The 21,776-nt window shown below is 45.3% G+C and carries 18 protein-coding genes; all 18 read left to right on the top strand.

All coding sequences use genetic code 11. From position 1 onward, the window contains the following. The first annotated feature begins 118 nt into the window (after positions 1-118). Entirely contained in the window at positions 119-1,339 is a 1,221-nt protein-coding gene (locus sps_RS26325; protein ID WP_077755208.1) for a type II secretion system F family protein, read from the top strand. Positions 1,340-1,731: 392 nt separating this feature from the next. Beyond that, positions 1,732-2,253, top strand: coding sequence for a hypothetical protein (locus tag sps_RS26320; protein ID WP_077755207.1), 522 nt, complete (start codon positions 1,732-1,734; stop codon positions 2,251-2,253). Between the two features lie 142 nt (positions 2,254-2,395). Next, on the top strand, positions 2,396-3,007 hold the full coding sequence (locus sps_RS26315) for a prepilin-type N-terminal cleavage/methylation domain-containing protein (protein ID WP_077755880.1): 612 nt from the start codon (positions 2,396-2,398) through the stop codon (positions 3,005-3,007). Between the two features lie 98 nt (positions 3,008-3,105). Then, positions 3,106-3,621: a type II secretion system protein gene (locus sps_RS26310; protein ID WP_077755206.1), complete on the top strand. Its 516-nt coding sequence runs from the start codon at positions 3,106-3,108 to the stop codon at positions 3,619-3,621. Between the two features lie 11 nt (positions 3,622-3,632). After that, a complete protein-coding gene (locus sps_RS26305) occupies positions 3,633-4,133 on the top strand; it encodes a prepilin-type N-terminal cleavage/methylation domain-containing protein (RefSeq protein WP_077755205.1) in 501 nt (166 codons plus the stop codon). 228 nt (positions 4,134-4,361) lie between these two features. Then, a complete protein-coding gene (locus sps_RS26300; RefSeq protein ID WP_077755204.1) occupies positions 4,362-4,883 on the top strand; it encodes a type II secretion system protein in 522 nt (173 codons plus the stop codon). Positions 4,884-5,094: 211 nt separating this feature from the next. Further along, on the top strand, positions 5,095-5,550 hold the full coding sequence (locus sps_RS26295) for a pilus assembly FimT family protein (protein WP_077755203.1): 456 nt from the start codon (positions 5,095-5,097) through the stop codon (positions 5,548-5,550). Further along, positions 5,540-6,118, top strand: a complete 579-nt coding sequence (locus tag sps_RS26290) for a type II secretion system protein (RefSeq protein ID WP_149027367.1) — start codon at positions 5,540-5,542, stop codon at positions 6,116-6,118. The genes sps_RS26295 and sps_RS26290 overlap by 11 nt, the downstream gene beginning before the upstream one ends. Beyond that, positions 6,118-6,957, top strand: coding sequence for a PilW family protein (locus tag sps_RS26285; RefSeq protein WP_077755202.1), 840 nt, complete (start codon positions 6,118-6,120; stop codon positions 6,955-6,957). The genes sps_RS26290 and sps_RS26285 overlap by 1 nt, the downstream gene beginning before the upstream one ends. Then, a complete protein-coding gene (locus sps_RS26280; RefSeq protein ID WP_077755201.1) occupies positions 6,947-7,399 on the top strand; it encodes an MSHA biogenesis protein MshP in 453 nt (150 codons plus the stop codon). Before sps_RS26285 ends, sps_RS26280 begins: the two co-directional genes overlap by 11 nt. Beyond that, a complete protein-coding gene (locus tag sps_RS26275; protein WP_077755200.1) occupies positions 7,392-11,696 on the top strand; it encodes a DUF6701 domain-containing protein in 4,305 nt (1,434 codons plus the stop codon). The genes sps_RS26280 and sps_RS26275 overlap by 8 nt, the downstream gene beginning before the upstream one ends. Positions 11,697-11,974: 278 nt before the next feature. Further along, positions 11,975-13,024, top strand: coding sequence for a rod shape-determining protein (locus sps_RS26270; RefSeq protein WP_077755199.1), 1,050 nt, complete (start codon positions 11,975-11,977; stop codon positions 13,022-13,024). 130 nt (positions 13,025-13,154) lie between these two features. Further along, entirely contained in the window at positions 13,155-14,051 is an 897-nt protein-coding gene (gene mreC, locus sps_RS26265) for a rod shape-determining protein MreC (RefSeq protein WP_077755198.1), read from the top strand. Further along, complete coding sequence (gene mreD, locus sps_RS26260; RefSeq protein ID WP_077755197.1) at positions 14,048-14,536, top strand: rod shape-determining protein MreD; 489 nt, start codon at positions 14,048-14,050, stop codon at positions 14,534-14,536. Before mreC ends, mreD begins: the two co-directional genes overlap by 4 nt. Positions 14,537-14,538: 2 nt before the next feature. Further along, complete coding sequence (locus tag sps_RS26255; RefSeq protein WP_077755196.1) at positions 14,539-15,135, top strand: Maf family protein; 597 nt, start codon at positions 14,539-14,541, stop codon at positions 15,133-15,135. Between the two features lie 121 nt (positions 15,136-15,256). Next, positions 15,257-16,759, top strand: a complete 1,503-nt coding sequence (gene rng, locus sps_RS26250) for a ribonuclease G (RefSeq protein ID WP_077755195.1) — start codon at positions 15,257-15,259, stop codon at positions 16,757-16,759. Continuing rightward, positions 16,759-20,964: a YhdP family protein gene (locus sps_RS26245; RefSeq protein WP_077755194.1), complete on the top strand. Its 4,206-nt coding sequence runs from the start codon at positions 16,759-16,761 to the stop codon at positions 20,962-20,964. Before rng ends, sps_RS26245 begins: the two co-directional genes overlap by 1 nt. Next, positions 20,888-21,736 (top strand): carbon-nitrogen hydrolase family protein, encoded by an 849-nt coding sequence (locus sps_RS26240; RefSeq protein WP_077755193.1) that lies wholly within the window; start codon positions 20,888-20,890, stop codon positions 21,734-21,736. The genes sps_RS26245 and sps_RS26240 overlap by 77 nt, the downstream gene beginning before the upstream one ends. Positions 21,737-21,776: the final 40 nt, after the last annotated feature.

Raw genomic sequence — 21,776 nt, 5'->3', positions numbered from 1 at the left:
CAGTGGCAGTCTTATCGGTAATGTAAGTAATGAGCTGAATCACAATGGTGGCACATATCAGTGGCAGCCTTATCAGTAGTGTGAGAAATGATCTGAATAATCATGGTGGCAATTATTAATGGCAATCTATAAATACCGAGGGCGTGATGCCCAGGGACAGCAAGTTACAGGGGTGGTAGATGCCACCTCTGAGAGTGCTGCTGCAGATCAGCTAATGTCTCGTTCGGTTATTCCACTAGAGCTCAATGAGACGAAGGAGAAGCAAGATTTCTCACTTGCTTCACTCTTTAGGGGGAGGGTGAGCCTGTCTGAACTGCAGATTTTTAGCAGACAGATGTACTCTTTGACTCGTTCCGGCATACCTATTTTACGTGCCATAGCTGGCCTGTCAGAAACGACTCATTCTCAGCGTATGCGAGATGCCCTTGATGATATTTCTGAGCAGTTAACCTCCGGGCGTCCATTATCATCGGCAATGAATCATCACCCTGATGTGTTTGATGCCCTGTTTGTCTCTATGGTTCACGTAGGGGAGAACACAGGTAAGCTCGAAGACGCTTTTATGCAGTTAGCGGGTTATATTGAACGCGAGCAGGAGACTCGTCGGCGGATTAAGGCCGCGATGCGTTATCCAATATTTGTCTTGATTGCCATCACTATAGCCATGGTGATCTTGAACATCATGGTGATCCCTAAGTTTGCCGATATGTTTTCACGTTTCGGTGCCGATCTACCTTGGGCCACCAAGCTATTAATCGGTACATCTAGCCTATTTGTAAATTATTGGCCGGCTATGCTGGTCGGTGCCGTTGGGGCCTTTATCGGCATTCGCTATTGGCATAATACAGAGAAAGGTGAGAAGCAATGGGATAGGTGGAAGCTACATATTCCCGCCGTCGGTAGCATTATCGAGCGTTCTACCTTATCCAGGTACTGCCGTAGCTTCTCCATGATGCTCAGTGCTGGTGTCCCCATGACGCAGGCCTTAAGCCTTGTAGCCGATGCCGTAGATAACGCCTACATGCACGATCGAATCGTCGCAATGCGCCGGGGCATAGAATCTGGTGATTCCATGCTACGGGTATCGAATCATAGTCAATTGTTTACACCTCTCGTGTTACAGATGGTTGCTGTTGGCGAAGAAACGGGTCAGATAGACCAGTTACTTAATGATGCCGCAGACTTTTACGAGGGTGAAGTGGATTACGACCTTAAAAACCTCACGGCCAAACTCGAACCTATTTTGATTGGCTTTGTTGCGTGTATCGTATTGATACTAGCTCTGGGTATCTACCTTCCAATGTGGGATATGCTCAACGTCGTTAAAGGCGGGAAGTAGATTTTTTGGTCAGATTAAAGCGGGTATCTACCTGGCCATATGGTGGGATATGCTCAATGTCGTTAAAGGCGGGAAGTAAATTTTTTGGTCAGATTAAAGCGGGTATCTACCTGGCCATATGGTGGGATATGCTCAACGTCGTTAAAGGCGGGAAGTAGATTTTTTGGTCAGATTAAAGCAGGTATCTACCTGGCCATATGGTGGGATATGCTCAACCTCGTTAAAGGCGGGAAGTAGATTTTTTGGTCAGATTAAAGCGGGTATCTACCTGGCCATATGGTGGGATATGCTCAACGTCGTTAAAGGCGGGAAGTAGATTTTTTGGTCAGATTAAAGCGGGTATCTACCTGGCCATATGGTGGGAAATGCTAAATAAAGGTGGAAAATAATTAATGCTAAGCCAGCAGAAAGCCGATGGAGAGTTATTGGAGCTATTTGGCAAGATGATAGCAATCGTGTTGCTGCTCGCCTTGCTAGGTGTTTTAGGCTTTAGGTATTTTGGTTCGGTGAATCACATAGCAGCTCAGGGGCTACGGATCGATCATACTCGCTTGTTAAATGTGTTGGGTATGATCAAGGCGCAGTGGCTAGCACAAGGAAGACCCAAAGAGATGAGGTTGGATTGGGATACTGGCGTTTCAATGAGCCTAGATAAGAATTCCACTCAAAATACATCAGATACGAATTTTGTTAAAATGAGCACTGGAGGCTGGCCATTACCTAACAAGTTGGATTCTGCAGGTTGTGAACAACTTTGGTATCAGCTACTAGGTTTAGATACCGCGTCACAACAAGTTGTATCACTGCTTGGTAAGGAGGGAGATGTTTGTATCTATATTGCTAATAACTTCGACCATCTTGGTTATCAGCTGACTTCTGGGCGCGTTATATTTTTGACGAATGACAAAGAATAGAGAAAATAGAGGCGTTTCATAGGTTTCTAAAATTCACCGAACTGTTAGAATTGTAAAATATGCTATGGGGGCTTATATGAATAAGCAGGTCAGCTATCACATGAGATATCAAATGAAAGATCAATGTAATAAAGGTCGAACTATGCCTAACTCTCGAAACCGTCAGCAAGGTTTCTCTTTAATAGAACTTGTGATCGTTATTGTGATTCTTGGCTTGCTTGCCGCAACTGCTATTCCACGTTTTCTCAATGTCACCGATGACGCCGAAGATGCCAGCTTAGATGGTGTTGCTGGTGGCCTGGCTACCGCTGTTGGTTTTGTTCGCGCACAGTGGGAAGTCGATGGTCGTAACAACAGTACTGTGATCTTAGATGGCACGAGTGTATCACTTGATACACGCTTTGGTTTCCCTACAGGAACTGGTGCAAATGGCACAGACGTAACGGCTATGAATGATAATCGTTGTCAGCAAGTATTTAATAGCATTCTACAGAGTGCACCGCGCAATGTTCAATACACTGATGATGCCCGTAATCAGCGCTACACAGTGCGCTTCTTAGACGGCGTCGGTGGCAGTGCCACAGATCTTAACGGTGATATTGTAACTAGTGTCGATTTATGTGTTTATCATCAGGTAGCGTCTTTAGCGTTAGATCAATCTACTGGGGTTCCTACACCGACACCAGATTTAGATGTGGGTAAAGGGATCACCTATAACCCTGGTACTGGTACTGTGGTTAGCTTTACTAACTAGTGCATTGGGCATAGTAACAAGAGTTAAAGAGTTAACAGCAAATTTATGTTCGCTGCTTAAAGTGGCGATGACAAAGAGTAAAATAAGGTAGTGGATAGATGAAAAAGCAAAATGGTTTTACGCTAATTGAATTAGTGGTGGTTATTATCATTCTAGGTATTTTGGCAGTTACTGCAGCACCTAAGTTTATTAATTTGCAAGGTGATGCGCGTGAATCTTCACTACAAGGTATGAAGGGAGCCATTCAGGGGGCAAACAGTTTAGTTTTCGCTAAAGCAGCATTAGCTGGAGATGAGTCTGAGTCCGGCCCGACAGATGTAAACATTGGTACTAATACTGATCCGATCAATATATCAACTACATTCGGTTATATGACTGCAGAGGAGTCAGAATTTGAATTGGGGATGGATGCCGGTTTTGATGCTGAGGGTGGTACCCCTCAAAATGGAACTCAGGATTGGATCGTTGTTGAAGATGGTACTCCAGGGACTGACGGCACTATGATCATATACCAGCGTGGCGCTCCTAATGGTGATAATACTTGTCAATTGACTTATACAGAAGCTACATCGACGACCTTACCAACGATGGTGATTGTTGATACTGGTTGTTAAGAGGATTAGATATGAAAAAGCAGAAAGGTTTTACATTAATAGAACTAGTTGTAGTTATTATTATCTTGGGTATTCTTGCTGTAACAGCAGCGCCTAAGTTTATTAATTTACAAGGTGATGCGAGAGAGTCTACGCTTAATGGATTTAGAGGCGCATTACAGGGGTCAAATAGCTTAGTTTTTTCTAAAGCTGCAATAGCAGGTGAAGAGCGTATAGCTGATGATACAGCTTGGGCTGCAAATACTGGTAACACTGATGGTGTTGATATTGGTACTGCTACACCAATAAAAACAGTTTTTGGTTATATCCCAGCAAATTCCACTGATATTGCTAATGCTATGGATGTTGATCTGTCTGAATGGGTTATTACTGGGTCTGGTCCTTTAGTGATAAGTCCTATAAATGCTCCAGCTGCTACGTGTCATTTTACGTATACTGAAGCTACAACCAATACAGCACCGACTTATACTCTATATACCCCAGGTAATAATGACGATCCATTTGCTTGTTAATGCAACGGGCACAAAAAAGGTCTGCTAAGCAGGCCTTTTTTGTGCCCGTTGAAATTTGGCTAAGCACAACTAATCTACCTAGCATATTGCTATGCCTGATAACCCTATAATTTGTCTCCAATAACTATTCATATCACTTTCATGATGTTACTTTATTGTTAACTTTGATATTCTTTGACTAGAATTAATAGATATTGCATGGATGCGTAAACTAGAGGCGTGTGCGGTATGAATAAAATTAAACAGCAAGGCTTTACCTTAATTGAATTGGTTGTGGTGATAATCATCTTAGGTATTTTAGCGGTTACGGCAGCGCCTAAGTTTATTAACCTTCAGTCAGATGCTAGAGAATCGACCCTTAGCGGTATGCAGGCTGCACTGCAGGGGGCTAACTCGCTTGTTTTTTCTAAAGCCGCTATTGCAGGTGTTGAAACTGAAAACAATCAGGATGTTGAGCTTGCTACTGGGGTGACGATTGAACTCGATTATGGTTATATCAAGAGCTTTGGTGCTGAGGCCACAACGATTTTAAACCTTGAAATTGCATTGGATATGCAGTTTGAAGAGATAACAGCTGCTGGTACAGTTGCTACAGAAGATTGGGGGGTTCGTTCTACTGGGTCTACCATTACGTTCGTACCTAAAGGCAAAGCTCCAAATGGTGACTGTCGTTTAGACTATACGGAAGCATCAGAAACTAATGATGTGATCACTTTACCTACTTATAATCTTGTTGATACTGATTGTTAGACGATAATCTTAACAATAGATTTAGTACATAAAATTGAACCTCTGGCTAAAACTGGAGGTTTTCTTGTTTATAGCTTCCAAAATAATCACTCTTTAGCAAAACACTAATTTTTAAGTCGATAGATACTATATACATATAAAATATCACAGTTTTTTGTCATACTTAACGGTAAGTGTTTTGTGGTACCCAATTCAAACTTTCGGTATAAAGATGAGAAAAAATGCGGGCTTTACGCTAGTAGAGCTAGTCACCACGATTATGCTCATTGCCATTCTCTCTGTGGTGGTCTTGCCACGTCTAATGACCAGCTCTAGTTACAGTGCCTTTACCCTGCGTGACGAGTTTATCAGTGAGTTACGCAAAGCTCAGCTGTTGGCGATGAATAATCAAGACCGCTGTTATCGAGTCGATGTCGATGCAGACGGTTATCAGTTGCGCCGTTTCGATAATAATACCTGTACAGGAACCAGCCGCACGGAGGCTCAGCAAGTTTTTTCTGGAGGGGCGAGTTTGACGCGCGCCTCAGATGACAATAACACCTTCAATGTTAGCTTTAATATCGCAGGGATATCGAGCATGGGCTGTAGTGGTCCATGCATCAATATTATTGCCGACGAGACCTTGGCCATCAATATCGAGAGTCAGGGGTATATCCATGGCCGTTAATTCTTTTATGCAATTATCAAAACTTTCAGCACCATCTTATAAGTCTAAAGGGTTTACTTTAATCGAGCTGGTTGTTGGTATTGTAGTATTGAGCATCGCCTTAGTCTTGCTAACCAGCATGTTATTCCCTCAAGCCGATCGTGCCGCAGAAACCTTGCACAGAGTGCGCTCTGCCGAGCTGGCTCACTCTATTCTTAATGAGATATGGAGTAAACGTTATGATCAAAATACCAATTCCAATGGCGGTGTACCTGCCTGTAGTGCAGACCCTAGGCCTGATCTAGGTTTACCCGCTGGACTTGCGTGCACGCTTGCTGCCAATCTAGGCCCTGATGCTGGAGAGAACCGAAACAACTTTAATGATGTTGACGATTATCATGGCTTAACTCAGGCAAGTTTAATGCTTAACTCGGTTAATACCTATGGCAGTGAATATCCTAATTATCAGCTCAATGTCACCGTGACCTATCCAGACATTGTAAATATGGATACCAAGTTGATCCGTATTGATGTCACTACTCCTAGCAATGAAGCGATAACTTACAATGCCATTAGGAGTAATTACTGATGCAGAGCTTAAAAGGAATTAGATCATCAGGGTTTACGCTCGTTGAGATGGTCATGGTGATTATTATTCTCGGTGTGTTAGTGCTTGGTGTAAGCAGTTTTTTGATCTTGGGAACACGTATTTTTGTTGAGTCTACTTCGGTTGATCAAGTACTCAGCCAGAGTCGCTTTGTTATGGAGCGTATGACTCGTGAAATAAGAAATTCGGTACCAAATAGTCTACGTGTAACTATTACTAACAACGCTAGTACGTTTCAATGTATCGAATTTGTGCCTATTCAAGCCAGTGCATCCTATCTGGATATTCCCATTGCTCCGGCAGCTTCAACATTGAGTGGGACTGTGATGACGCCATCTCAAGGTATTAATACTGCTCATCGAATGCTGGTTTATCCTTTACAGCCTGAGCATATATACTCTGCTACACCTACTGGTGCGCAAGGCCACTTGCTTGATATCACTAGTTTTGTTCCAAATATTGTTCCAAATACAGGAACTGTCACTTTCGACCGTTTAGTGCGTTTTAGTGAAGCCTCGCCACGAAGTCGTTACTTTTTGGTGGATGATGCGGTGAGTTACTGTTTCTTTGTCAATGGCGATATTAGACGTTACCAAGGTTATAATATGTTTAATGCCACTCAGCCAACTCCTGTCCAAATGGGAGGCGACGCTAGTAGTGCATTAATGGCTGAGAATGTGGTGATAAATGGCGCTTGGCCTATTTTCTATACCCCAGGTACCTTAGCTAACAGCGCAGTGGTGCAGTTAGCACCGCAATTTGAAGTCAATGATCAAGCGTTCCAATATCAACATCAAGTGCAGGTGGTCAATGTCCCTTAATATGAATCGACGAAGCCATAAAGCCTTTGCCAAGCAACAGGGCAGTGCCTTGGTGATAGGTATATTTGTGATTACCGTGATGTTCTTGATGGCATCGGCCTTGATCAATGTGCTTGAGGATGCCGATGAGCAGGTTAATCTGGAAGTATGGGGCACCCGCGCGTTAGCGGCTGCTAACTCTGGTGCTGATAGAGCTCTGGCCCAACTGTTCCCTTTAGATGCATCTGCTGCAACTTGTGATGCTAACAGTAATTGGCTGGTACCGGACGTACCTGGTTTTCATGGATGTAGAGTCGCTTTGACCTGCAACGCTATGCTAGTAGATACGGTTAATCACTATCGGATAACCAGCACCGCAACCTGTGAAACTGGAGATTGTGTCAATGATAATGGCAACTGCCTAAGAGTAAATCGTCAGGTGGAGGTAGAGGCTCGTGATTAATACCATTAAGCACCTATTTATAGTCGCTTTACTGTTTATTTTTGCAGATAGTTTTTCAACTGCTGAGGCCACGGATTGGAGTCAGACCTTTATTGAAGGCGCTAACTCATATGATAATGATGGGGAGATCAAGTTTGAAAGCTCAGCGAGGCTGAATAATGCCCCTCAAAATGGCCAACTTCCAGCGCCTAAAGTTGATGACAGTGATAAGGCTTGTTATCCCGATGGCGGTAATGCTAAAAAGTGTAAAAAGTCGAATCAGTTGGCCCAACTTCCAGCTGAAAGAGTGAGCTTTTCTCAGTGCAAATCCAGCAGTAATAACAATATAGGCCCGCCTAGTAATAGCAACCCGAGCATCGATGTTCCTGAAGGGGAGTATGGCGATGTAAAGTTGGAAGGGGGCTCCAATAGAACCATACGCTTTACTACTGAGGATGGTATATACAAGCTTAAAACATTGCAGGCTAAGAGTGGTCGCCTAGAGCTATCTTCGGGTCAGTATTGGATTGGGGATTTAGAAATTAACCAAGGGGTTACAGTTGTTTTCCCCGCCACAGGAACAGTTAGCTTTTTTATAGAGGGGGGCTACGACATAGTAAATGGCGATTCCCCTGCAGATCCTACTCGATTTTTAATTTATTCCTATGATGATATCAAACTCATGGGAGGCGTTAATCTAAATGCATACCTTGTTGGTGAGGACGATGTTTTATTAGAGGGGAGCTCAACGCTTAACGGCGCAGTTACGAGTGAAGAGATTGAATTAAAAGGTGGCGCAGTGATCAATTTTATTAATCGTACAGATGAAATTGATGTTATTCCAGATTGTAATGCAGAGCCTGTATTACCGGTTGTGCCATTGCAATGCCCAGCAGAACAAGCTGGAGTTGCTGGGATAACTTATCGTACTTATGACGCGACAAACTGGAAGCCTGGGCAATATACCAGTCCGGTCGATCACGATGACTTTAATGACCTTGTTGCTAGGGTTAAAACCACGATCAACCAGCTAGGTGAATCTATAGAGTCACGAATTGAAGGATATGGTGTCAACATCAGTCCCCATTCTAATCAGGGGGATAACTATGCAGGCATCTTTGAAGGTTACTTAGATGTGCCTGAAACGGGTAATTATACCTTTGGCATTGATGGTGATGATTCGATAGAGCTCTTGATTGACGATCAAGTTGTGGTCGGATTTTATGGTCTACATGGCCAATGTGGTTGGCCGTGTCGAACCGGAGATATTGCATTAGCTCAGGGAACACATAAAATCGAGATGCGTTTTCATGAAGCTACTGGTGCTGAGGCGTATCACCTGTATTGGCAGCCACCTTCGGCATCGAGCCTAGTAAAAGTACCCGAGTCGGCATATCTAACCTGCCCATTTCCTCAATTTGAATTTGGTCGGGTCAGTTTGAGCAGCGGCAGCGCTGTCATTAATTTTGAAAATAGCTATGCAACAGCACCTGTGGTGATGCTGATGCCTACCATTGATGGAGCAACTCCCACCAACGATGGCCCTTCTAGCGTAAGGCTAGTTTCGAGTAGTGCTACTACTGTGAATATCTCTCAGAATGACCCACCGGGTAACCGAGTATCGGCCGATGATATGCCTGAGGTGGATTATTTTGTGATGGAGTCTGGTTATCGTTTCTTAGCGCAGGGCAAGGCGCTGCAAGCGGGAAAGATAGAGACGGAAAAGTATCAAGGTAAGCGATTGCCTTCTTCAGGAAGAGGATATGAAGATGTTAGTTTCTGGCATAAGTTTGGCGCTAAGCCTGCTATGGTCGGACAAACGTTAACACGAGAAAATAATCGATTTATTACCACTGTGATAAATAATGTGAGTTCACAAGGTGACGAATTTGATATTGCCATCGAAGCATCAGAGGTGAATGGTTCGATAACTCAAGATGAAACCTTAGGTTATGTTGCCGGGTTAGGTTCAGGCTCCTTGCAAGTCAATGGCGAGGTCATCTTGTACGAGTTTGACTATGCACTCAATCACAGTGCGGGGGGCAGTACTCGCACACTGACGCAGCAATGTGCTTATTCGACGAACTATGAAAACAGCTACCCAAGTCAACCTTACCTAATCGCAAATAAGAATTCACGTCGTGGAGGCGATGGTGGTTGGATCAGACGCTGCCGCCAGGAAAATTTTGCTAACTCTGTTAGCTTTGTGGTTGATGAAGATCAACTGTTGGATGCAGAGCGCAATCACCTTGCTGAAGATATTGGTTACTTTGCCTTTGAAGCTGTTGCAGAGCCACCAGCGACAAACCATTACCGTATTCAGTTCTCGTCAGATGCCCTAAGTTGTACGGCAAAAAATATCACAGTTAAGTCTTGTGCCAATGATGATTGCAGCACCCTAAGTTCAGTCTCTTCGTCGGTTGAACTTACCAAAGATGGTGTGAAATACAGTGATGTCAGTTTTACCGGAGAGACGGATACCGAGCTTTGGCATGGGGAAGGGGGCTTAACGACTGTTGGTCTTGGCGCTACGTCACCTGTAGGACCATACCGCTGTTATATCGATGGCAGTTTAGTTGAGAATTCAGCTTGTACACTAAACTTTGATGAGGCAGGTTTTATTGTCAACATTGATAACTTCCTCTCCAATAAACCTCAGCAGAATATTGAGATTTCTGCTGTTAAGAAGAGCTACTCTAGTCCTCAATGTGTGCCCACGTTTGCCAATATCAGTAAGACGGTTAATTTCTGGAGTGAGTATGTGAGCCCCTCAAGCGTGCTCAATGCTAAATCCGTTTCAGTTAATAGCACCAATGTTGGTAAGAGTGCCTTAAGTGCTACGCCGCTGCCCTTAACATTTGACAGTCAGGGTAAAGCAACCATTGAGATGAATTATGCCGATGCGGGTAAAATAGCCCTCCATGCCAAATATACAGCAGCGCCAGGTGATGATGACGAAGGTTTAGTGATGGAAGGATCTGATAATACCGTGCGTTACCCTGTTGGTCTGTGCATTAAACCTGAGACTACTTGCATAACTGGTTCCTGCCCGGCATTTAAGGTTGCCGGTGAGACCTTTGACATGTCGATACAGGCGATGGCTTGGCAGTCAGGCAGTGATACAGACTTCTGTGATAACGAACCGACAGATAACTATGTACAGTCTGGTATTACGTTAGGCAGGGAGATACAAAAGCCAAGTGTTGCTGATGGAGGCACCGAAGGAGTGATCTCAAAGCTTTCATATGCTCATGGAGCTGCTATCGACAGTCTTAATACTGTTTCGCAGTCGATCAGTGAAATTGGAATTTTCAAGTTTACCGCGACACCGCCTGTGAAATATTTAGATGAAAACATCAATATCCCTGCTGCTATGAGTGACCCCGTTGGACGTTTCTACCCCAATGATTTTGAAGTCTACGGAGAAAGTATGCTTGCGGCGTGTGTTGCGGGAGGGACTGCATTTTCCTACATGGATGAGCCTGTTGCACTAACAATGAACATTCGAGCAAGAAACCTAAGTGGGTCAACAACACAAAATTACTTTGGCGACTTTGCATCAGGAACAGCGTTGCTTGTCGGCGAAGACAGTAATGCAGGCGTGGATTACCAAGCGAGGTTTACAGGATTAGCCTCCTTGAGCTGGGAGAAGGAGGATTTAGGAATTCAGGCCATTAATAGCAATATTCTATTTACTCGTCTGCTTAATAGCGCTGTAGATGGCCCTTATACCTCTATGGAAATAGGCCTGCAGATGAGTGACGATGATGGCGTGTTGATCGACTCACCGAATATGAATGCGACCACTATTGGTGATTGTTCTACGGCAGCAAGTTGTAATGCTAAACGAATCAGCACGCAACATTATCGCCATGGTCGTATCGTATTAGAAAATGCCTACGGTCCGGAAGCCGATATTTTAAGAATGCCTGCTAGGGCAGAGTTCTGGGATGGATCCCAGTGGGTGGTTAACACAATAGATAGCTGTAGTGATGTTGTTTCAGCTGCACTTCCTGCAACGGGTGTTGATTACGCCCCTGCCCTCGATGTGGGTCAGACGGTTACGCGAATTGGGGGGACTAACTCTTTGGCCAATAGTGATTTCTCTCAAGGTCGATTCGAGCTATTATGGCAGTCTTTAATCGCGACGCCGAATCGTTATCGAGGTCAGGTGACTTCACCTCTTGCGGTGCCAGATTGGCTGCAGTGGTATTGGAATTGGGATAACGACGGTGCGCTTTCAGATCCAAGAGCCAGTGCTTTCTTTGGCACTTATCGTGGTCACGATAAAGTGATCTATTGGCGGGAAGTTAATTAGCGATAGATTAAGACAAAGCACAAAGAGCGGCTTCGAGATCTCATGCAGTTTCTCCTAGCCAACTCTTGGTGCATTCAAAAGTTATCACTGTGACATTCGAATGGGTTGCCCATCCTCTCAGGGAAAAGTTCCCGCTTCTTTCTGCTTTTTCTATGATATTTAAAAATAAATCGCTTCATTAGCAAATGTTAACCTCATCGCCCTTGTGTCATAGGGGTGTCGTTGTTAGAGTTAGCTGATTTTTTATTTTTCGGACTCGACTGAGACAGGCTGGTTACATGTTCAAGAAGCTGCGTGGCATTTTTTCTAACGATCTTTCGATCGATTTGGGTACGGCTAACACCTTAATTTACGTTCGCGATGAGGGTATCGTACTTAACGAACCTTCAGTTGTGGCTATTCGTGGCGAGCGAGGGAATAGCGGACAGAAGTCCGTGGCGGCTGTGGGTACAGAAGCTAAGCAGATGTTGGGTCGTACACCGGGCAATATTCAGGCTATACGTCCAATGAAAGACGGCGTAATTGCCGATTTCTACGTGACTGAGAAGATGCTACAGCATTTTATCAAGCAAGTGCACAACAACAGTGTGTTCCGTCCAAGCCCTAGAGTCTTGGTTTGTGTGCCTGTTGGCGCGACTCAGGTGGAACGTCGTGCGATTCGTGAGTCAGCGATGGGCGCCGGCGCTCGTGAAGTGTACTTGATCGAAGAGCCTATGGCGGCTGCGATAGGTGCAGGTCTTCCAGTCTCTGAAGCAACGGGTTCTATGGTTGTCGATATCGGTGGTGGTACTACCGAAGTTGCAATCATCTCACTCAATGGTGTGGTGTATTCATCATCAGTTCGTATTGGTGGTGACAAGTTTGATGATGCAATCATCAACTACGTACGTCGTAACTATGGTAGCTTGATTGGTGAAGCAACTGCCGAACGTATTAAGCACACGATTGGTACCGCATATCCAGGCGATGAAGTTTTAGAGATAGAAGTACGTGGTCGTAATTTAGCCGAAGGTGTACCACGTAGTTTTACCCTGAATAGCAACGAGATTTTAGAAGCATTGCAAGAGCCATTGTCTGGCATTGTCAGTGCTGTGATGGTTGCACTAGAGCAATCTCCACCGGAATTAGCCTCAGACATCTCCGAGCGTGGCATGGTGTTAACGGGTGGTGGCGCATTAATTCGCGATCTGGATCGTTTACTCATGCAAGAGACGGGTATTCCTGTGATGGTTGCCGATGATCCATTAACATGTGTTGCTCGAGGTGGTGGTAAGGCGTTAGAGATGATCGATATGCATGGCGGCGATCTCTTCTCCGAAGAAACCTAATTAGATATGACAAGGCGGTGCTAAACCGCCTTTTTTCTGTTCCTCATTGTCGTCACAGGTTGTAAATACCTGATACTTTTTATGATCCCTGAAATACTAATGAGTATTTCGAAACCATTTATAGTTTTTTATGAAGCCCATTTTTGCACGTGGTATTTCAAACCAGTTTAGATTAACACTGGCTATTATCTTGTCGGTGATCCTCATCGTGGCCAATGGCCGGCTCGATCCTGTTCGTAAATCAATCTCTTCCGTTCTAAGCCCACTTCAATACGTCGCTAATATTCCCGGTGCTCTACTCGATTGGTCTGCCGAGAGTCTTGCGACTCGAAACATGCTAGCTAAACAGAACAAAGAGCTACTACGTCAGCAGTTGCTGATGAGCGAGCGCCTACAGCGTTTTGAACAGCTAAGGCAGGAAAATGATCGCCTGCGTGGCTTGCTGGGGTCTCCGGTGCATATGGATGCCAAGAAAGTGGTGGCCGAAGTGATGGAAGTTGCCAGCGATCCTTATCATCAATATGTTGTGCTGAACCAAGGGGAAAGAACCGGCGTGTTTGTTGGCCAACCTGTGGTGGATGCACAAGGTGTTGTAGGCCAAGTAGTACAAGTCAGCGAGTTAACCAGTCGAGTCTTGCTTATTTCCGATGTCACTCACGGTATACCTGTTCGTGTAACACGTAACGATGTGCGTTTGGTCGTTTATGGTACGGGTGTTCTCGATGAGCTGGAACTTAAATTTGTTTCTAAGAGCACTGATATTCGTGTCGGCGATCTCTTAGTGTCCTCCGGCCTAGGTAATCGTTTTCCCGAAGGCTACCCAGTGGCTCGGGTGATGAGCGTGATCAAAGATGATGGACAGAGTTATGCTACCGTCACGGCTCAGCCTTTGGCTGCATTAGACCGGATCCGATACTTGTTGTTAATTTGGCCCGATGAGCTAGAGCACAGCCAAGATCATAATAACACTCCTGTACCCAAACCCAGTGATGTGATGCCTGAAGCCAAGCAAGAGGTGAGTGAATGAGCATGCATATTGCTAATGGCCGTTGGGTTGTTTGGTTAAGCCTACTTGGTGCCATGCTGTTACAGATCATGCCCTTGCCGGATATCGTCGAGGCGTGGCGTCCCGACTGGTTGTTACTGGTTATTATCTATTGGGCCATGGCGTTACCTCATAGGTACAACATCTTATCTGCCTGGGTACTGGGTGTGATGTTAGACATCTTACTGGGTGCTCACTTAGGCATTCGTGCGCTCTCAATGTCATTGGTGGTTTATGTGGTTGTGCTTCATTTTCAGCGCTTACGTAATTTCCCCATGTGGCAACAGGCTTTAATGATCGCAAGTTTAGTCTGCCTGCATCATCTAGTGGTGTTTTGGATCCAGTTTGTGGTGTCGACTGTCTCATTCGATGAGAGCTTGTTTTTACCTGCTTTTTCCAGTTTGATTATTTGGCCCTGGGTGTTTTGGATGTTACGTCGTTTACGACGTTTATATAAGGTGAGATAGGAATGGACTTTTCCGGTCAACTGGTACTGGCTTCGGCCTCCCCGCGTAGAAAAGAAATACTGACTCAGTTAGGTTTTTCACGTGCTGACTTTAGTTTTATAACGCTGTCGGCGGATATAGATGAGAGTCATATATTTGGAGAGACACCTCAAGTATTCGTGTCTCGCCTGGCTATAGAAAAGGCTTTGGCCGGGCTGGACTTGTGTCAAGTCAAGGGGACTGCTGTTGTGCTTGGGTCAGATACCATAGTGGTATTAGGCGATACAATTTTAGGTAAGCCTGCCGATGAAGCCGATGCTTTGAAAATGCTATCCCAGTTATCGGGGGAGATTCATAGTGTAATGACGGCAGTTGCTTTAACTGATGGCAATAAGACAGTGACCAGTCTGGTTGAGACCAAGGTACAGTTTTGCCAGTTAACTGAGCAGGATATTTTAGCCTATATCGCCACTGGCGAACCCATGGATAAAGCTGGTGCTTATGGTATCCAGGCACTAGGCGGCAGTTTTGTTGAACGTATAGAAGGCAGTTATTCGGCTGTAGTGGGTTTGCCTATGGTTGAGACCCGAGCGCTGCTGCAAGAGATGAACATAATTTAGTTAACGGCAGCAACTAGCTAAAGAAACTGCTAAGAAAGTGGCGAGTATACGGCTTGGTTATAGCTCGTAATTCGAAACTCGTAACTCGTAACTTAGAATCCTAATAAAAGTGAGTGTAAATATGAGTCGCATAGTCAAAAACAGAGTACAGAAAAAGATTGGTTCTGAACTATTGATCAATGTGACTCCCACGGAAGCCAGAGTCGCCTTGGTTGAGCATGGTGTGTTGCAGGAAGTCCATATAGAGAGGCGGATGAAACGCGGGCTAGTGGGCAATATTTACAAGGGCAAGGTGAGTCGTGTTCTGCCTGGTATGCAAGCGGCATTTGTGGATATAGGCTTGGACAAGGCGGCCTTCTTACATGCTTCTGACATCGTGCCCCACACCGAGTGTGTTGCCGATGTTGAGAAGGGTAACTTTGTGGTACGTGATATTGCTCAGCTGGTAAGGCAAGGGCAAGATATTATGGTGCAGGTGGTGAAAGATCCATTAGGTACCAAAGGTGCCCGCTTAACGACAGATATCACCTTACCCTCTCGTTATCTGGTGTTTATGCCGGGTTCGAGTCATGTTGGGGTATCTCAGCGTATCGAGTCTGAGGAGGTTCGTGCTCGCTTGAAAGGATTAACTCAGCCCTTCGTCGATGAAGATGGTGGCTTTATCATTCGCACCGCTGCCGAGAGCGCCGGTGAGCAAGAGCTAGTCCAGGATGCTGCGTTTCTTCGTCGAGTGTGGGCCAAGGTCAGCGAGCGACGTAAACGTTCAGGTGTCTCTTTGCTGTATCAAGATCTGGCTCTTCCTGTGCGCATCGTGCGTGATTTTGTCGGTACTGAGTTAGATCAAATTCAGGTGGATGCCAGCCAGACTTTCGATGAGTTACAGGTATTTACCCAAGAATTCATGCCTGAGATTGCCGACAAGATTGAGCATTATTCAGGCCCTGTACCTATTTTTGATCTCTATGATGTTGAAAATGAGGTACAGCGAGCGCTAGGGCGCAAAGTTGAACTCAAGTCTGGCGGCTACTTGATCATAGATCAGACCGAGGCCATGACCACGGTGGATATAAATACCGGTGCTTTTGTCGGTCATCGGAATCTCGAAGATACCATCTTCAATACCAACCTCGAAGCGACTCAAGCCATAGCACGTCAGTTAAGGCTGCGTAATCTTGGTGGCATAATCATCATAGATTTTATTGATATGCTAGATGCTGAGCATCAAAAGCGTGTGCTTAATAGCCTGGAACTGGCACTATCTACGGATAGGGTTAAAACTAATATTAGTGGCTTCTCCGGTTTAGGCTTAGTGGAGATGACTCGTAAGCGTACTCGGGAGAGTTTAGAGCATGTCTTATGTGGAGAATGCCCAGTATGTTTAGGCACTGGTAGCCTGAAAACAGTTGAGACAGTGTCTTATGAGATCTTCAGAGAGATCATCAGACTGAACCGTAGCTATGACGCAGATGAGTTTTTAGTGTATTGCTCGCCTGGGGTTTATAACAGTTTGACGGGTGAAGAGAGCCATCAGGTCGCCGAACTCGGCGTTTACATAGGTAAACGAGTGAAATTTCAAAATGAGCCTATGTATGCTCAGAATAAGTTCGATGTGGTAATAATGTAGTGTCGCGTAAATTTTGTCCCCGAAAGTTCAGCCGGTTCTGCTGGCAAGTTTTAGCTATCATTCTAGTGTTATTTGCACTGGTGGTGAGCCTATTTCGTGGACTCTTACCTCAGCTCGACGAAGTCAGAAGTGAGCTAGTAAAATATGTTGAGCAACAGTACCAGATACAGGTCAATGTTGGCCAGCTGAGCGCCGAGTGGCAGGCTTTTGGGCCTGCATTAACGGTAAGTAAACTTGTTATCCCTCCCCAAGACAACCTGCCATTTACCTTAGTTGTCAACGATGTCCATATTAAATTCGATTTCTGGGAAAGTTTGTTCACGACCTCACCACAAATTGAGAATGTGATCTTCGATGGCGTCCATGTCGCCCTCGACTTAGATAAGCTCAATGAAAGCAGCGATACCAAGAGTGTGAAAGAGACGGATACCGATTGGCTATATCAGCTCTTATTCGAACAGTTGGAACGCTTTTCGATTAAACAGGCTAGCTTGCAGCTTATGAGTAAGAAGCACGATTACCGCCCCATATTTGTGAAAGATCTTAAGTGGTCTAACTCTCCAAATCGCCATAGAGGTCAAGGAAAACTCTATCTCGACGAAGATGCGTCACAGGTGGAACTATTGTCACTGCAAATCGATATTCGTGGCAGCGGCAATAAGCCTGATGAACTCAAGGGACAAGTCTATTTAGCCGCACAGTCTTTAGATTTGGGGGAGTGGGCTTCCAGACAGACTAGTCCTTATGATGATAAGGCTAAGCTGGAGTTGGAGGGGGTCATCAACCTTCAGGCTTGGATGAGTTTAGGAAACCGCACGGTCGAGTCCAGTATCGTAGAATTTTCTCCAAGTTGGCTCGAATGGGAGCTCAATGACCAGCCACAGCGTTTCGAGATCAAGGGGGGCCAGTTTGAGTGGCTACCGACACAAACAGGCTGGCGTTTCACTAGTCGTGATCTCGCTTTCGAGTCTAATCAACAAGCTTGGCCTGACTTTAATTTCGTTGCCGAGAAGCGAAAGCAGGGATTATTCACCTATCTCAATAGACTCGATACCGGTTCACTACTACCTCTGTTACCTCTAGTACCGGGAATGGAGTTAGCCGGACTGAAAAATTGGCAGAAACTAGACCCTCAAGGCGCAATCGAGTCCATCAAGCTGTCTAAGCTGAAGGACAAATCTCTCCAACTCTCCTTATCCGTAGACCAGTTGACTTGGCTACAAGATGACGGGATTCCGGGAAGTGCACCCATAGATTTTCAGCTCGGTTGGGGGAATGAATCGCTCTATGTATCGGCGCCGAAACAAGATTATTTATTTGATTTTGGTGGCGGGTTTAAACAGCCCTTGTCGCTGTCAGGGGAAGCTTTTGAAGCTAAGTATGATCTCGCCGCTCAGGCGATACTTGTTCCTCAGTTGAAGCTGAGTAATAAGGACATAGCAATAGACGCCTCAATGAGATTAGAGCTTGGAGATCAAGTACATCTGGCTCTGCTGTCAAAGATGAAGGTAAACGATGTCGCCGATGTGGGCAATTACTTGCCACTGAACGGGATGAGCCAAGGTCTGATCGACTATCTGGAGACGGGGTTAGTGGCAGGTCATATTCAAGATGGTGTCGTGGCTTGGAATGGCGCCTTGAGTGATTATCCATACCTTGACCATTCCGGAGTCTTCCAGGCAAGTTTCACTCTCGAAGAGGCTGAATTTAAGTTTCAGCCGGATTGGCCGGCAGTGACAGCTCTGGATTTGATGGCGCAGTTTGAAAACGAAGCAATGGCACTCACCATCAAACAAGGTGATCTATTAGATGTCGTTGTCGATGGCGCTAAGGTGAGTATTCCTCAGTTAGGAGCAAGGTCACTCCTCAAGGTTAAGGCTGATTTGAAAACCTCGGGTAAAGCCGCGACCCAAGTCATACAGGAATCGCCTTTAGTGGATTCTGTGGGGTCAACCTTAGCCGTAGTACAAATTAATGGTGATGTGTCGGCATCATTGGATCTCGCCATTCCTCTCTATGAAGGAGAAGCCGGTGAGTTTGTCAAAGAAGATATTCGAGGTTTAATCACTTTCGATAAGACGCCCGTTTATATTAGCGAACCGGGTGTATTACTCGACGAAGTGACCGGACAGGTTAGTTTTGCCAATGAAATCGTTAAAGGGGATGATATCTCCGCCTTATTGTACCAACAGCCTATCTCCTTAACGTTTGATACGGGCAATGTAGGCAGAAACTACGGTCTTAATTTGGATATGAAAGGGGCATGGTCACTTGCCGATTTACCTGAAGCCTTGGACAATCCATTGCAAGATTTCTATTCCGGTGACGTTAACTGGAAGGGGGCTATGACCTTAGTTTTCGACCCATCAGGCTATCGAATACAGGCTCAGGTCGAGACCGATCTAATCGGTGCTGAGTTAGATTTACCTGCACCATTTACCAAAGAAAAAGATGAACCAAGAAAGCTGACGGCCGAGCTGATTGGCGATAATAAGCAATCGTCTCTAGGTATTAAACTAGGTAAGCAGATGGAGTTTTGGGGGGGATTTGATCAAGAATCGGGCAATCAACTCGCGCATTATGATCTACTCTTGGGGCGCTTGTTTAAGCCCGGAGATCAACTGAAAAAAAATCAGGGCCATCTGCAGTTAGACATAACACATACCGAATTAGCCCCTTGGCTACCCATCATGAATAAATTTACTGCTGGGACTAAGGTGAGTGATGTGACTAAAATTATTGATGCGCCAGACTTAAGCAGCACCGAGGCTAGCTCAGAAGTACAGGCTGAACGTCTATCGGCTACGTCAGAACAGCCGAGTACAAAGGAATCGTTTTTCCCGCCACTGATAAGCATAGATGCAGACATCGCAGACTTTAACTTGATGGGACAAACATTATCAGATTTGAAAATGACGGCTTTTCAGACCCCTGACAGTTGGCGTTTCGAAGCTAACTCCAATGAATTTGATGGCAGAGTAGACTTCTATCCGGACTGGGCGACCCAAGGACTTAAGTTGGTCGCGACTAAGTTCCATCTGGCACCTAAGGTTAAGGCTCCGGAAGATGCTGACTTTAAAACTGATACCGTGTTGGACAACTTGCCGCCATTAGCCGTGGATGTGGATGATTTTTCTTTCTATGGTAGCCCTCTCGGACATCTGGTTTTACAGGGTTCTCCTAAGGGAAGCAGCTATCAAATTCAGACCTTGTCCTTGACCACACCTGAGGTTAAGTTGAGGGGGAAAGGTGTTTGGCAGAATGATAATGACGAAAACTTAACTCAATTCGATGTAAAATTAACCGCGACAAAATTTGATGCGATATCGGCGATTGTCGGCATGGATCCTGGTTTAAAAGATGCGCCGGTGGAAGTTAATGCTGAAATATCATGGCAAGGTGCACCCTATCAGTTCTCAGTAGAGAGCCTCAATGGCCTAGTGAATTTCGAGTTAGGTAAGGGACATCTCTCTGAAGTCAGCGATAAAGGTGCCAGAATTTTCTCCCTGTTTAGTCTGGATTCATTACTGAGGAAGCTGTCGCTGGATTTTTCTGATGTTTTTGGCAAAGGCCTATATTTTAATTCCTTCACCGGCACATTGAATCTCGATAATGGTGTGGTTAAAACCCATGATACTGAGATGGACGCAGTAGCGGGCAATATGAAGGTTAGAGGTTATACAGACTTGATGACGGAAAGCCTGAATTATGATATTCGATTCGTGCCTCAATTAGCCTCGAGTGTGCCTACGGTCGTGCTCTTGACCACTGGCGGTTGGACATTCGGCTTAGGTGCATTTGCACTGACTAAGGTATTAGAGCCTGTGATAGAAGTGATTACTGAGATACGTTTTCAGCTAACAGGTACTATGGCTGAGCCTAAGCTGGAAGAGCTGGGCCGTAAGAGTAAAGAGATAGAGATCCCTGAATCTGTGCTACCTAGAGTTAAGGAGCCTCAGCTAAATGGAGGGCTTCAGCCAGGTGGAAAATCTCAGCAAAATGAAGAGCCTCAGAAGAGAGGGGAGTTAGAGCCGAAAGAGCTAGAGTCAGGTGTCGAAATACCGGCAACAAATGTAATAGAGATGCCTATCTTTAAAGAAAGTGAGCGTATAGATAAGGAGCCAGTAGATGCAGATCAACCTACTTCAGTGCCAGAGCAGTCAAGACGTATCCAAGAATCTGGAGTTTATAGAGTCGCAGCTTAGTCAGCTCCCCAGAGTGGTAGGCGAAGAGCAACTTGTGGTGCTGCCAGAGTGTTGCCTGCTGTTTGGCGGCCACGAAAGTCAACAACTCGAGTATGCTGGCGATAGCCAATCGAACCCTTTTAAAACGGCTCTTGCCGAACTGGCGTGCCGTTATGATATCTTTCTTGTGGCGGGAAGCATTCCTGTTTCCGCTGGCAATGGCCGTGTCTATAACCGTACTTATTTGTTTGATAACCAAGGCCAGGTCTTGGGTGAATACGATAAAATACACTTGTTCGATGTCGATGTTTCCGATGGGACTAAGGAGTATCGTGAGAGCGATACTTTCTGCGCCGGAGATAAAATTAGTGTAATCGACACTCCCTTTGGTAAGTTAGGGTTAGCGATATGTTACGATCTGCGTTTCCCTGATCTATTTAGAGCCATGAGATTAGCCGGAGCCGAGTTGATAGCCCTACCTGCAGCTTTCACTAAGGTGACGGGGGAAGCCCATTGGCAAGCCTTGATCCAGGCCAGAGCGATAGAGAATCAGTGTTTCATTCTCGCGGCGGCTCAATGGGGTCAGCATAATCAGGGAGGCAGGGAAACCTGGGGTCAGAGTATGGTGGTCGACCCGTGGGGGCGAATTAACGCCCAGAAGATGACAGGTTGTGGTTGGGTCCAGTCGAAGCTGGACAGAGATGAAATGATAAAGATCAGGCAAAAAATGCCAGTAGCCAGTAATAACCGATTTACTGAGCCAAAGTTACAACACAAAGATGCTAATCCATAGAAATCCTATGCCAATGTCTTATAAAAATTACGTACAAAGA

Origin of the sequence: Shewanella psychrophila (genome assembly GCF_002005305.1) — a bacterium.
Lineage (GTDB): Bacteria > Pseudomonadota > Gammaproteobacteria > Enterobacterales > Shewanellaceae > Shewanella > Shewanella psychrophila.
Note: the sequence above shows the minus strand (reverse complement) of the source record. Positions and strands in the feature narration are given on the sequence as shown.

What these genes read in the sequence shown, in the direction of transcription:
- sps_RS26325 (WP_077755208.1), top strand. Translation starts at nt 119, where the DNA reads ATGGCAATCTATAAATACCGAGGGCGTGATGCCCAGGGACAGCAAGTT.
- sps_RS26320 (WP_077755207.1), top strand. Translation starts at nt 1,732, where the DNA reads ATGCTAAGCCAGCAGAAAGCCGATGGAGAGTTATTGGAGCTATTTGGC.
- sps_RS26315 (WP_077755880.1), top strand. Translation starts at nt 2,396, where the DNA reads ATGCCTAACTCTCGAAACCGTCAGCAAGGTTTCTCTTTAATAGAACTT.
- sps_RS26310 (WP_077755206.1), top strand. Translation starts at nt 3,106, where the DNA reads ATGAAAAAGCAAAATGGTTTTACGCTAATTGAATTAGTGGTGGTTATT.
- sps_RS26305 (WP_077755205.1), top strand. Translation starts at nt 3,633, where the DNA reads ATGAAAAAGCAGAAAGGTTTTACATTAATAGAACTAGTTGTAGTTATT.
- sps_RS26300 (WP_077755204.1), top strand. Translation starts at nt 4,362, where the DNA reads ATGAATAAAATTAAACAGCAAGGCTTTACCTTAATTGAATTGGTTGTG.
- sps_RS26295 (WP_077755203.1), top strand. Translation starts at nt 5,095, where the DNA reads ATGAGAAAAAATGCGGGCTTTACGCTAGTAGAGCTAGTCACCACGATT.
- sps_RS26290 (WP_149027367.1), top strand. Translation starts at nt 5,540, where the DNA reads ATGGCCGTTAATTCTTTTATGCAATTATCAAAACTTTCAGCACCATCT.
- sps_RS26285 (WP_077755202.1), top strand. Translation starts at nt 6,118, where the DNA reads ATGCAGAGCTTAAAAGGAATTAGATCATCAGGGTTTACGCTCGTTGAG.
- sps_RS26280 (WP_077755201.1), top strand. Translation starts at nt 6,947, where the DNA reads ATGTCCCTTAATATGAATCGACGAAGCCATAAAGCCTTTGCCAAGCAA.
- sps_RS26270 (WP_077755199.1), top strand. Translation starts at nt 11,975, where the DNA reads ATGTTCAAGAAGCTGCGTGGCATTTTTTCTAACGATCTTTCGATCGAT.
- mreC (WP_077755198.1), top strand. Translation starts at nt 13,155, where the DNA reads ATGAAGCCCATTTTTGCACGTGGTATTTCAAACCAGTTTAGATTAACA.
- mreD (WP_077755197.1), top strand. Translation starts at nt 14,048, where the DNA reads ATGAGCATGCATATTGCTAATGGCCGTTGGGTTGTTTGGTTAAGCCTA.
- sps_RS26255 (WP_077755196.1), top strand. Translation starts at nt 14,539, where the DNA reads ATGGACTTTTCCGGTCAACTGGTACTGGCTTCGGCCTCCCCGCGTAGA.
- rng (WP_077755195.1), top strand. Translation starts at nt 15,257, where the DNA reads ATGAGTCGCATAGTCAAAAACAGAGTACAGAAAAAGATTGGTTCTGAA.
- sps_RS26240 (WP_077755193.1), top strand. Translation starts at nt 20,888, where the DNA reads ATGCAGATCAACCTACTTCAGTGCCAGAGCAGTCAAGACGTATCCAAG.